The sequence below is a fragment of the Brochothrix campestris FSL F6-1037 genome, from assembly GCF_000525915.1.
In the GTDB taxonomy this organism is placed as follows: domain Bacteria; phylum Bacillota; class Bacilli; order Lactobacillales; family Listeriaceae; genus Brochothrix; species Brochothrix campestris.
In genome coordinates this window covers 1-11,696 of sequence record NZ_AODH01000024.1, presented here as the reverse complement: position 1 = coordinate 11,696, position 11,696 = coordinate 1, and the positions used below count along the sequence as shown (strand labels likewise).

12 protein-coding genes and 1 rRNA gene are annotated in these 11,696 nt (G+C 39.8%); 5 read left to right on the top strand and 8 right to left on the bottom strand.

The features are described 5' to 3' along the window. A 16S ribosomal RNA gene (locus BCAMP_RS06250) occupies positions 1 to 114 on the bottom strand; the annotation flags it as partial. A 521-nt stretch (positions 115 to 635) separates the two neighbouring features. On the opposite strand from BCAMP_RS06250, the gene BCAMP_RS12580 reads away from it, so the two are divergent. Both BCAMP_RS12580 and BCAMP_RS06245 read left to right on the top strand, forming a co-directional pair. Beyond that, the gene (locus BCAMP_RS12580; RefSeq protein ID WP_051456924.1) at positions 636 to 941 is read left to right on the top strand and encodes a hypothetical protein; all 306 of its coding nucleotides are present in this window, start codon (positions 636 to 638) and stop codon (positions 939 to 941) included. Between the two features lie 10 nt (positions 942 to 951). After that, on the top strand, positions 952 to 1,893 hold the full coding sequence (locus BCAMP_RS06245) for a M20/M25/M40 family metallo-hydrolase (protein ID WP_084038618.1): 942 nt from the start codon (positions 952 to 954) through the stop codon (positions 1,891 to 1,893). A gap of 54 nt (positions 1,894 to 1,947) precedes the next feature. Here BCAMP_RS06245 and trhA read toward each other — a convergent pair whose 3' ends face one another. The 3 genes from trhA to BCAMP_RS06230 all read right to left on the bottom strand — a co-directional run bounded on the left by trhA (position 1,948) and on the right by BCAMP_RS06230 (position 4,994). After that, complete coding sequence (gene trhA, locus BCAMP_RS06240) at positions 1,948 to 2,547, bottom strand: PAQR family membrane homeostasis protein TrhA (RefSeq protein ID WP_035314534.1); 600 nt, start codon at positions 2,545 to 2,547, stop codon at positions 1,948 to 1,950. A 75-nt stretch (positions 2,548 to 2,622) separates the two neighbouring features. Then, complete coding sequence (locus BCAMP_RS06235; protein ID WP_035314532.1) at positions 2,623 to 3,801, bottom strand: class I SAM-dependent rRNA methyltransferase; 1,179 nt, start codon at positions 3,799 to 3,801, stop codon at positions 2,623 to 2,625. Positions 3,802 to 3,935: 134 nt separating this feature from the next. After that, positions 3,936 to 4,994: a PTS transporter subunit IIC gene (locus tag BCAMP_RS06230; RefSeq protein ID WP_035314530.1), complete on the bottom strand. Its 1,059-nt coding sequence runs from the start codon at positions 4,992 to 4,994 to the stop codon at positions 3,936 to 3,938. Positions 4,995 to 5,180: 186 nt separating this feature from the next. On the opposite strand from BCAMP_RS06230, the gene BCAMP_RS06225 reads away from it, so the two are divergent. Beyond that, positions 5,181 to 6,320, top strand: coding sequence for an AI-2E family transporter (locus BCAMP_RS06225; RefSeq protein WP_035314529.1), 1,140 nt, complete (start codon positions 5,181 to 5,183; stop codon positions 6,318 to 6,320). A gap of 38 nt (positions 6,321 to 6,358) precedes the next feature. On the opposite strand, the gene ade is transcribed toward BCAMP_RS06225, so the two are convergent. From ade to BCAMP_RS06205, 4 genes are all read right to left on the bottom strand, one after another. Next, positions 6,359 to 8,095, bottom strand: a complete 1,737-nt coding sequence (gene ade, locus BCAMP_RS06220) for an adenine deaminase (RefSeq protein ID WP_035314527.1) — start codon at positions 8,093 to 8,095, stop codon at positions 6,359 to 6,361. A 139-nt stretch (positions 8,096 to 8,234) separates the two neighbouring features. Next, positions 8,235 to 8,705, bottom strand: coding sequence for a hypothetical protein (locus BCAMP_RS06215; RefSeq protein ID WP_035314525.1), 471 nt, complete (start codon positions 8,703 to 8,705; stop codon positions 8,235 to 8,237). Between the two features lie 23 nt (positions 8,706 to 8,728). Beyond that, entirely contained in the window at positions 8,729 to 9,535 is an 807-nt protein-coding gene (locus BCAMP_RS06210) for a Cof-type HAD-IIB family hydrolase (RefSeq protein WP_035314524.1), read from the bottom strand. Further along, the gene (locus BCAMP_RS06205; RefSeq protein WP_035314522.1) at positions 9,523 to 10,320 is read right to left on the bottom strand and encodes a Cof-type HAD-IIB family hydrolase; all 798 of its coding nucleotides are present in this window, start codon (positions 10,318 to 10,320) and stop codon (positions 9,523 to 9,525) included. Before BCAMP_RS06205 ends, BCAMP_RS06210 begins: the two co-directional genes overlap by 13 nt. 282 nt (positions 10,321 to 10,602) lie before the next feature. On the opposite strand from BCAMP_RS06205, the gene BCAMP_RS06200 reads away from it, so the two are divergent. Both BCAMP_RS06200 and BCAMP_RS13500 read left to right on the top strand, forming a co-directional pair. Next, on the top strand, positions 10,603 to 11,265 hold the full coding sequence (locus tag BCAMP_RS06200; RefSeq protein WP_084038616.1) for a YdcF family protein: 663 nt from the start codon (positions 10,603 to 10,605) through the stop codon (positions 11,263 to 11,265). Next, positions 11,219 to 11,455 (top strand): YdcF family protein, encoded by a 237-nt coding sequence (locus tag BCAMP_RS13500; protein ID WP_156921167.1) that lies wholly within the window; start codon positions 11,219 to 11,221, stop codon positions 11,453 to 11,455. The genes BCAMP_RS06200 and BCAMP_RS13500 overlap by 47 nt, the downstream gene beginning before the upstream one ends. The last annotated feature ends 241 nt before the right edge of the window (positions 11,456 to 11,696 follow it).

The window sequence follows — 11,696 nt, the reverse complement described above, 5'->3', positions numbered from 1 at the left end:
TCACCCGTCCGCCACTAACTTCAAAGGAGCAAGCTCCTTATCCGTTCGTTCGACTTGCATGTATTAGGCACGCCGCCAGCGTTCGTCCTGAGCCAGGATCAAACTCTCGTTAAAAAGTAACGGTGTTTAAACCGTCAAATGATCCTTAACTAGTTCGCTAGCTAAAAATTTATTACTTATTGTCGTTACGAAATTAATTGGTTAAACTCCTAAGAGTTTAAGCATATAACATCTTTTTGTTCGTTCAGTTTTCAAAGGTCAATCGTTATCGGCTCTCGCTGACAACTACTTTAGTATAGCACATCTATTGACTTTCGTCAACGTTTTTTTTAAAAAATATTTATTCTTATTATTTCACACAACTTCTAAAAAGACGAAGGTGTTTCTTAAGAACTTTATTAATATACTATGTTTCATCAACTCTGTCAACATCATTAGTATTACGATTAGTTAGGATCCCCCCTCTCTTTTTAAACTTATTCTGTGTTTCACTAAAAAAATCACGACTCGCTCCGATTCACTCTTCAATCACAGCTTAATAACATACATTAACAAATAATTAAGCTTAATAATTTGTGTTTTTCTTTTTATATTTTATTTGTTGTATAATTAGTATTAGAAAAGAGGGACTCCAGATGTCAATTAATTCAGTAGAAACAACGATTCAACAAACTTTAACCTCATTAACTAGCGACAACAATGTCAAACAAGCGTTAGCTCACTTAATTAACAGCAATGAACACATAATCAAACAACAAATTAAACTAGCAGAAACTGCTAGCCCACCATTTAATGAAGATAAACGCCGAAAGCTATTCATTAAATTACTAACCGAGGCCGGCCTTAATAATCTCACAATTGACAGCGAAGGGAACGTCTATGGTTACTATCATCATGTAGCGGGTCGTCCCACACTTTTTTTTAGCAGCTCATTTAGATAGTGTTTTTGCGATTGAAACTGACGTAACCGTTACGTATAAAAATAATAAGTATTATGGCGCTGGTATTTATGATGACGCAAGAGGTTTAGCGGTGGTCATTTCGATTGCTGCTGTATTGAACAAATTCAATATCGAGTTAGATGCTTCATTAATGATTGGTGCCACAGTAGGTGAAGAAGGCCCCGGTAATTTAAGAGGCGCTAAATACTTCTTTAAAACCCATCCGGAAGTAGACGCCTTTATCTCAGTTGATATCGATGCACCTAATGAAGTTATTTATCGTGCAACTGGTAGTTTACGCTATATCTATACGTTTAATGGTAGCGGTGGTCATAGTTATAGTGATTTTGGACGCCCAAGCGCTGTCCATGCTGCAGCTCGAGCTATTACACATATCGCCAATTTAACGCCACCAACAAATCCGAAAACTACTTTTAATGTTGGTGTGATGAACGGCGGAACAATCCCAACTGCCATCGCGGAAGAAGCGATGATATACGTTGATATGCGTTCAATCGATGCAAATGCATTAACATTACTTCACTCGCAAATAACAAATCTTGTTGCTCAGGCTGTTGATGAAGAAAATGAACACTGGTCAATGACGGATTCTCCCTTTGCTATTAACGTAATGTCTGAATTAAAAGGTGATCGACCCGCCGGATCACAATCCGATACAGCTATTCCCGTCTTAGCAGCGATGAATGCTGCTCGCTCATTGGGACTCACGCCGAGATTGTCAGAGCCTGCCAGTACCGATATCAACGCACCGCTTAGCATCGGCGTTCCGGCAATTGCAATTGGAGGCGGCGGCAAAGCCTATGACGAACATTCCACCAACGAATCATTCGATCCAACAGATTCACATTTAGGGCCACAACGTGTATTACTAACTGTCTTGACTTTACTCGGAATTAAAGGAGTGACCACAGCAACCTTAACTAAACGTTGACAAAAACATGACACCATAAAAAAGCCTTTCTCACAAAGATGAGAAAGGCTTTTTCTATACATATAATAAAACACTGAAGTACATAAACCCCGTACCAGCTAGCACAAACAGATGCCAAATTGCATGGCCAAACTTCAACTTTGGAAAACTGTATATCACAGCACCAATCGTAAAAATAAGCCCACCGATAATAAGCAACATAATGCCATCACCAGTAATCGCATAGTAGAGCGGTTTCATCGCAAAAACGATGCCCCATCCCATAATGACATAAACAATCGTTGACACCACACGGAATTTTTCCAAGAAAAACACTTTATAAACAATCCCTAATAACGCCATCCCCCAGATGACACCAAACAGTGACCATCCCAACGCCCCACCTAAACTAATGAGTGCATAAGGGGTATAACCTCCCGCTATTAATAAATAGATAGCGGCATGATCAAGAATGTTAAAAACATACCTTGTTTTAGATGGTTTTAAACTATGAAGCATCGTTGAGCAAAAATATAACGTCATTAACGAAATTCCAAAAATAGTAAAACTGACAACCTCAATCGCACTTCCTCTTGATGCTGCCACTACAATTAAACAGACTAATGCAGGAATACTTAATAGGAAGCCAATACCATGTGTGATGGCATTAGCAATCTCCTCTGCAACATTATAGGTTACTTTTTTTTACCGCTACTTGATCCGTCATATTCAATACCCTCTTTCGTTTATCTACGCTAACGCTTTAATAACAACAACTTTTAAGTATGCGCTCTCTGGGAAACTACTTAGCGAGGCAAAATCAGTTGGTTGTTCAAACGTTGTCACAATTTCATACGGACGATTTTGAGCAGCAAAGGTCGCTTTAATTGTGCGGTTGAAATCAGCCATTGAAATACCACTATGGTTTGTCGACGCAATAATATGACCTTTTTTAGCGGTGATAGTAATCGCCTGCTCAAGTAGACTTCCGTAATCTTTCGCGGCACTAAATGTCACTTTCTTCGTTTTTGCGAAGCTTGGTGGATCAAGCACCACTAAGTCAAATTCCAATTCCTTACGGTTGGCATATTTGAAATAGTGAAACACATCTTCAACAATGATACTATGATCTTTCGGATCCAAGTTATTCACTTCGAATTGTTCCGCTGTTTTTGCACGACTACGGTTAGCAACGTCAACACTCGTTGTATGAACAGCACCACCCATTGCTGCTGCAACCGAAAAAGCACCGGTGTAAGAGAACGTATTCAACACACGTTTACCTGCTGACAGTTCTTCCATAATGTAACGACGAACATCGCGTTGATCGAGGAAAATACCAGTCATCGCCCCATCATTTAAGTAAGTCGCAAAATTAATGTTACTCTCTTTAATGATTAACGGCTCTGGCGCTTTTTCACCTTTAATGAAGTTATCATCCTCAACAAATTTACCTTGTTCACCAAAACGACTCTTCGCATAAATACCTTTAAAAGAAACAACCTTTTCAAAGGCCGAGTAAATCGTATCTGAGTGTAAGAAGATACCTTCACTGTACCAGTTAAACAGCACGAATCCGTCATACCAATCAATTGTTAAACCACCAATACCATCACTGATACCATTAAACAAACGAAACGCATTTGTTTCTTCTGATTTAAATAACATATCGCGTTTTTCAATCGCTTCACGTATTTTAATAAGGATGAATGCATAGTCAAATGCTTGCCCTTGTTCAGTCGAGATGACCCAACCAATTCCTTTATTTTGTTTACCAATTAACGCCGTAGCGACATAATGTTTTTTTTCATTCATTAATTCTACAACCGTACCTTCTTCTTTCGGTACTTTGTTATAGAAGATATCTTTTGTAATTAGCGGAAAACCACCATTGATGTTACTTACTGCCCATTTCTTAATTTCATACATGCACTTATTCCGTCCTTCTTTTTATTGACTTATGTTTATCATACCTTAAAAGCTACTCAAACACTAGTGTATGCATGTTTCGGATATGTTATAATCCTTACAAAATTGGACTTTTATCTCTGGTAAAGAAAGTTTCACATGACAATCATCGAAAGATCCTTCGGTTTTACCCAACCACATTTTAGCATGATACGATGTACACTATACGTAATGATAGCCGGCAATATAACTCCTACGATTACATAGATGATAAAATCACTTTGACCTTGCTTCCCAAAAATAGCAATCGGAGCAATCAAGGAATTGAGTCCTAATCCCGCTAACTCATAACTTGTTGTAAAACCGAATAACATGGTCGCAATCGGAGCACAAATAAGCGCCGCTAAAAATGGACCCGCTACCAGTTGTGGATGTTTCACTAAATTAGGAAACTGAACTTTTGGCGTAATCAATCCTTGCGCGAGGTTACCGCCTAGATCATTTTGACGGAAAGACATCACTGTAAAGCCAACAAACTGAGCAGTACAACCGATTAAGGCAGCGGCTGACGACACAGGATCGAGCTGAATTGCGATCGCTAAAGCGGCTGATGACGCGGGTGTCATTAGTAATACGCTCCAAACAAGCGCAATCACACTTGAACCAATTAATGGTGAAATGGTGATAGATTGAGCCATAAAAGCACTCAAATCGACCAACAGCGGTGTTGTCACGGCAGCAAGTCCCAATCCAGCAACTCCGCCGACTACGACTGCAACTAGTGGAATAAAGACCATATCTAAGATTGTTTTTCCAGTTAACCAAATTCCTACCACTGCTGCAATAATACCCGCAATCACAGCTGAAATTGGTTGACCAGAGACGAAAACGAGACCTACACCACCAGTCGCCGCATTCGCTCCATCAACAAATTGAACCGCCGCACCGCCGACAGTTGCAGCAACCATCGCACTAAAGACAACCAAGGTGTTTCCTTTTAATTGATAGGCAATCGCCACTCCAAATGCTGGTGCTAATAACGATTTAGCGATTGTACCAATCCCAGCAAACGCCGGCCAATGGATAAAGCCTCCAATAGTTTCGATCAACAATCCGATTCCTAACATGACAAGCACCGCATTCGCTACACCTGCTGATACACGGTACACATAATCCATCATCGTCAATTTTCGGTCTGTTTGTACTCTATTCATAAGAACAGCTCCTTTTTGTCTGAATTGTCAGTTAATTAAAACTAGTATACTCCTATTTACGGTCGGAAAATAGTCTTTTTTTAATAAAAACGCTTACAATGTTTTGGTTTAGTTTTTTCTGTTTAATCGTTTATACTAGATAACGAAAGGGAATATTAAAACTATAAAGATTCAGGAGGCGTTCTTATGAAACCTACACAAAAAACATCCTTTCGCGAGGCATTTTTAAATAATAAATACATCATTACACTTATTGTTTGCCTGTTGATAATTCTCGTTATTATGGGATTGACTCAGATTTCATTTATTTTTCATCCATTAGCAGTCGTAATTGAAACAGTCTTCTACCCAATTTTATTCGCTGGTGCGATTTACTATGTGCTTAATCCAATTGTAAAATTCCTTTCACACCACAAAGTGAAACGCTGGTTATCGACTACGATTATTTTTCTAATGACCATCGGAATTCTTGTATTGCTCGGTTTTTGGATTGTACCTGTCGTCAAAACACAAATCGTCCAATTGTTCGACGATATTCCTGACTACATAAATTTACTAGAGAACAAATTAAACGACTTAACAAGTACCGGGATACTCTCACGCTATAAAACACAAATTGACGATATGATTAGTAACATCGGCAACCTTGCATCTACCAACGGCATTGAATGGACCAAAAACTTTTTCGCAGGTTCGACATCTTTTTTCAGTGCATTATCAACCGTTGTTTTAACAATTGTCACAATACCACTCGTCTTGTTTTACATGTTAAAAGATGCCGATAAAAAGTTATTGCCCGCTTTAGTGAAACCTTTCCCGACAAAAGCACGGCCAATGTTAGCGCAAATGTTACGCGATATGAATTCAAAAGTTAGTCATTACATTCGTGGTCAACTCTTTGTTGCGCTTGTGCTTGCTATCCTGTTTTATATTGGCTATTTAATTATCGGCATGCCTAACAGTTTAACCTTGGCTGTCTTAGCAGGGGCTACTAGCATCGTCCCTTATTTAGGACCAATTATCGCGATTTCACCGGCCTTAATTTTAGCTTTAATAACGTCACCGGCGATGCTATTAAAACTCGTAATTGTTTGGAGCTGTGTACAGTTTCTTGAAGGAAAGTTTGTTACACCGCAAATTATGGGACGTTCATTAGACGCTCATCCTTTAACTATTTTATTCTCTATCTTAATCGCAGGTCATCTGTTTGGTATTGTTGGTATTTTACTAGCAATCCCTGGTTATTCTGTCTTAAAAGTGCTCGTTCAATACATCTTCAAAGTTTTACGAATCGAGACTGATTTATACGATGATACACCTCGTTAATATTAAAAGCGCCTTCCAAAATGGAAGGCGCTTTTTGCTTACCCTTTTTTCTCAACCGCAATAAACTGTTCTTGATGAAAATCATAATAGCCTTGATCAGTCAGTTTCAGGGATGGTATGACTGGTAAGGTTAAAAATGATAACGTCAAAACAGGATCAAAGCCTCGCGCTGTGCTCAATGTTTCAAAACCGGCTTGCAGGGCCTGTAGCTGTTCATTGACACGCTCATAAGGTTGGTCTGACAATAATCCCGCGATTGGCAATGGCATTTGCGCAATGACGTTTAAATTCGCATCAATCATTGCCACACCACCTTTAATCGTTGTCACCTGCTCAATTGCTTTTAATATTGCCTCGTCAGATGTGCCGACTGCCACAATATTATGTGAATCATGCGCGACGGTTGTGGCAAAGGCACCCGCCTTTAATTCGAAACCTTTTACAAGTCCAATACCGACACAACCTGTTCCCTGATGACGTTCAACAACAACCATTTTAACGATATCCTGTGTTAAATCGGCTTCAAACTGACCATTTTGAGGTGTCACCTGTAACTCTAGATGATTGGTCTCAACATGATTCGGCTGTATCTCAATCACATGAACCGCTCCGTTCTGCAACGGTAATTTCAAATCAGTTGCTGTGACATTATGAACAATGGCCGGTGACTCGAATGCTGACGGTTCATGCACAAAGTAATCTTCTTGACGTGTTCCGTTTACGACAACCGCTTGTCCGCGTTTAATAACACGATTAATCGCCACTGTTTTTGGATTATCTAATATGACTAAGTCCGCCTGATAACCGGCAGCAATCGCTCCAATATGCTGTAATTGATGTGCTTCCGCCGCGTTCAGCGATGCCATTTGATAGGCAATCTCAGGTGTGATCCCCGTTTCAATCGCTAACTTTATCGAGTAGTTAATTGAGCCTTCATCAATGAGGTCGTTAATTAACTTATCATCGGTACAAAAAGAAAAGCGGCGTGCATTTTGGGGTGTGACCGCATCAATTACATTTAAGGTATCACGTGTAATCGTGCCTTCACGAATAAAAACATACATCCCTGCTTGTAAACGGGCCCGAGCTTCCTCCACTGTTGTACTTTCGTGGTCGGTACGAATGCCTGCTGCCATATATACATTGACCTGCTCAGGAGTCAAACCAGCGCCATGTCCATCGGCATGACCTCCTGCGTCGAGCGCATCGGTCACTTTTTCAATCATATCGGATGCCGCTCCAAAAACCGCGGGGTAATCCATTACCTCAGCCAAACCAATCACTGATTGTTCGCGATAAAGCGGTTTTAAATCGGATGCTTTTAAAATAGCACCGGCATGTTCAAAGGAAACAGCCGGCACTGAAGAAGGGAGCATAAAATACGTGTCTAACTTGCTTTTTTCACCATCTTTAATCATGAATTCAATGCCTTTAACACCGGCGACATTGGCAATTTCATGCGGATCAGTCACAATTGAAGTCACTCCGTTTTGTAACAAAATACGGCCCATTTCCTGTGGCGTCACATTTGAACTTTCAATATGAACATGGGAATCAATAAAACCAGGCACGATGTATTTCCCTGTTGCATCAATTGTTTCTTGCGCTTCATAGTGACCGAATCCAATAATTGTTTCATTCGCAATTGCAATATCTTGTTGCAGCCATGTGCCATCAAAGACATTAAAGACCTGTCCGTTTTTAATTACTAAATCAGCAATAACTGTTTTCGTTGCTGCAGCCACGCGTTGTTGTATGCTACTCTTCGTTATCATTGTTCCGCTCCCCTTTTTAGTGTTTTAGTTATTATAACGATAGACCATCAAAAAGTAAATCAAACAAAAAAGTTACCCACATGTGGATAACTTTTTTCGATACTAACTTATCCACGTTAGTGGTATAAGCTGTGGATAGTTATTTATCTGTTCGGAAGAAACCTTCGTCATCTAAATAACTTTCAGCTGCTGATTTCGCATAAAAAGCCATTTCGACCTTGCCATCATCGGTTAACACTTGCCACATATCTTTTTCATGTGCCAAAATCAACGTTTGGTGTAGGCGGGTATTTTCCCACGTTTCTTTATAATCAGCCTTAAAGCCTGATTCATCTTTTTGCAACTCATCAATTGCCGCTTCAATGGCTTCAATCAATTGGGTTTTACTAAAGTCACGTCCATTGACATAGCCTTTCTCATCCGTCTCATCCATTGTTAAAAAAGGAGCATATATCCAAATGTTGCCATTAGGATGTAAGTGACGAACCACCATTGTTTTTGCTTGTTCACTCGCTTTATAGTGGTAGTTCACCCGTTTTAATGATACGGGTTGTTTCGTTAGTTCAGCATAACGATCTAGAATCGCTTCTTTCTGTTCAAATGTTAACATTTTTCTTTTCCTCTTTTCTCTAATTACGGTTTTAACATAAATTTACGTACAACAGCTGCGACACCATCGTCCTCATTGCTCGGTGCTTCGTACTGGGAATGGCTCTTAATATTCGCATTAGCATTGGCCATCGCTACACCTAATCCGGCATAAATAATCATACTCTCATCATTGTTACTATCACCACAAGCAATCACATTTTCAGCGGTTAAGCCAAGTGATTTAGCAAGCACGTCTAAGCTAGAGGCTTTCGTAATCCCCTTCATCGTACATTCTAAAAAGAATGGTTTCGAACGGACAATTTGCAAGCTCTCCGAAAAAACCGCCTTAATCAACGGTTCCACCACATCTAAATCTTCTTCTGCAGCTAAAAACATCATCTTATTAACCGGTTGTGTAATGGCTTCACTCATTGTCGCCGTTTCAATCACAGGCATCGACACGAGTTGGCCTTCATACGTTGCCCACTCATTCTGACGACGCGTTAAAATTGAGCCCTCGCTATACGTTAAAATATCAAGGTCGCGTTTAACCGCTTCAGCTGTCATTTGTTGCGCTAGTTCAACTGGAATCATTTTGGCAAAGAGGGGTTCTTTTGTTTTACAGTTATACACATAACCACCATTATACGCTGAAATATAGCCGCCATGTTGTTCTAATTGTAATTCTTTTGCCAAAGCAGTGATTCCTTCATACGGACGCCCCGATGCCAACACGACTGTTTTGCCTGCTAGTTGCGCCTCAATTAGGGCGTCACGGTTCCCTGTGGATAACTCACCCTTATTATTTAATAACGTTTCATCTAAATCCAATGCAATTAGTTCGTACATTCTTTTTCCTCCTCAATTAAACCGAAATGGATTAAAGCTTTCATGATGCCATCTGCTTTAAAATCAGCGGTCACATAATCCGCAGCTGCTATTAATGGCTCAACCGCATTGCCCATTGCTACTGCGGTATCAACATAGTTGAACATTTCTAAATCGTTAATGCCATCACCGAACGCATAGGTTGGAATGTTCTCATACTGTTGTTTTTTGATAAACGCTTCAATACCGACAGCTTTTGATGAACCGTTGGGAACAACGTCATAGCCGTGGGGCGTATTTCTTAAAAACGTTAGTTGTGGAAACTGTGCTTCAAAGGCCGCATCTGCATGCTCACTCAAGAGCATTATGAGATAGATCTCCTTTGTTAAATACAACTGCGGATGACATTGTGGATACGAACTATGTAACGATTCATAATTAACACGTGTCCAATGATCATCGCTTTTTTCTGCCGTGATTTCACTGTCACTGTAATAGGTTAAATTATAGTTCTTTTGCTGAGCCGCGACTTTGAGCGCCTCGATGTCTGTTTGATGAAAGGGGTTAGTGTAGATTGAATTGCCCTGACTGACAACATATTGCCCGTTCATCGACACAATCGAATCGATACCTGTTTGTTGCAGGACACCTTCAATTTCATGCGTCGCACGTCCGGTTGCAATTACTGGCAAATAGCCATTGCGACGTAAACGTTCAATCGCAGCTAAGGAACTCGGCGCGATTTGGTTCGGACCTGTTAATAAAGTGCCATCTAAATCGAAAAAGATGATTGCTTTTGGATTCATCGCTATCTCTCCTTTAATAAGGTTCTCTTTACTATTCTATCATGAAGCACTGTATTTGTAATTTCTTTATCTGCCAATGCTATTGTATAATAAAGAGAGAAAACATATCCACAAGTTATACACTCATAGATTGGTAGGTGACGCTTTTGTTTTATTTCCTCATTCCAGGACTACTCTTTATTAGTTTTTTTCTTTTTATTCAATGCAATCGATAATCGCCGTGTCAGCAACTCGTTATTTTTAACAATCGGACTATTCATTTTATTGTTAGGGTTTCTCGTCATGTGGGTTGAAGATGACATTAACGGTGATGCGCTTTATTACGGTTACCTCGTCGGACGTCTGTTTGTGATTTTAATCGGTCTTGCTCTTATTCTTAATGGCCTTGTCGTCATTAAGAAAGAAGGACGTACCCTTCCTAATATTTTATCATTGGCTTTCGGAATAGTTCTCTGTCTCTTTGTTAGCCTGACATTTACAGACGGCTTTTTACAGTTTGAATTTATCAAAAAAGTCTATCTTGTTTTTATTGTCATCGTTGGTTATTACATCTTTATTTTTGTAAACTGTGTTATCTCAGCCGCCTTATATCAACTTAATCGCCCTCGTCTCAATCAGGATTTTATCATTGTCCTCGGTTGTGGATTGAATGGGGATAAAGTAACACCCTTGTTAGCGAGTCGCTTAAATCGCGCGCTGAGTTTTTATTTAAAACAAAAACATCGGACGACCGCCCCGCGGATTATTTTATCAGGGGGGCAAGGTGCTGATGAAATTGTCGCAGAGGCCTTTGCGATGAAAAACTATTTATTAAGTAAAGGTGTTCCTGAACAGCATTTATTACTAGAGGACAAATCCACCACCACAGCTGAAAACATGCGCTTTTCAAAAAAAAATCATGGATGGTCTCAAAGATACGTACAGCAGTATTTTCGTAACGAATAACTACCATACGTTTCGTGCCGGCATCTTTGCCAAGCGTGCCCATCTCGACAGTGGCGGTATCGGTGCCCACACAGCACCCTATTATTTACCCACCGCCTTCGTCCGTGAATACGTTGCTATTTTAATGTTGCATAAATGGATTCACTTGAGTGTGACTGTGATTTTGCTCGGGTTGATTATTATCATGTAATTGAAAAGAACGATTATCCCTAGTGGGATAATCGCTTAGATTGTAGACAAAGTCTAAACATACTTCATTTTCTTTGTAATGCTATTACAGTGACTTTGTGTACGAGATGATAAGACTGAATAGAAATGTTGTTATATCCTCTCGTATTTAAATCCTAAACTTGGGTTGAATTTCAAAAATAACGCATCGACGGGAAATAGTCGAGACGTTATTTTTTCCAATCACTGCCGTTTAGAACGGC

What these genes read in the sequence shown, in the direction of transcription:
- BCAMP_RS13500 (WP_156921167.1), top strand. Translation starts at nt 11,219, where the DNA reads ATGGATGGTCTCAAAGATACGTACAGCAGTATTTTCGTAACGAATAAC.
- BCAMP_RS06215 (WP_035314525.1), bottom strand. Translation starts at nt 8,705, where the DNA reads ATGTTAACATTTGAACAGAAAGAAGCGATTCTAGATCGTTATGCTGAA.
- BCAMP_RS06210 (WP_035314524.1), bottom strand. Translation starts at nt 9,535, where the DNA reads ATGTACGAACTAATTGCATTGGATTTAGATGAAACGTTATTAAATAAT.
- BCAMP_RS06230 (WP_035314530.1), bottom strand. Translation starts at nt 4,994, where the DNA reads ATGAATAGAGTACAAACAGACCGAAAATTGACGATGATGGATTATGTG.
- BCAMP_RS12580 (WP_051456924.1), top strand. Translation starts at nt 636, where the DNA reads ATGTCAATTAATTCAGTAGAAACAACGATTCAACAAACTTTAACCTCA.
- BCAMP_RS06205 (WP_035314522.1), bottom strand. Translation starts at nt 10,320, where the DNA reads ATGAATCCAAAAGCAATCATCTTTTTCGATTTAGATGGCACTTTATTA.
- ade (WP_035314527.1), bottom strand. Translation starts at nt 8,095, where the DNA reads ATGATAACGAAGAGTAGCATACAACAACGCGTGGCTGCAGCAACGAAA.
- BCAMP_RS06200 (WP_084038616.1), top strand. Translation starts at nt 10,603, where the DNA reads ATGTGGGTTGAAGATGACATTAACGGTGATGCGCTTTATTACGGTTAC.
- BCAMP_RS06235 (WP_035314532.1), bottom strand. Translation starts at nt 3,801, where the DNA reads ATGTATGAAATTAAGAAATGGGCAGTAAGTAACATCAATGGTGGTTTT.
- BCAMP_RS06225 (WP_035314529.1), top strand. Translation starts at nt 5,181, where the DNA reads ATGAAACCTACACAAAAAACATCCTTTCGCGAGGCATTTTTAAATAAT.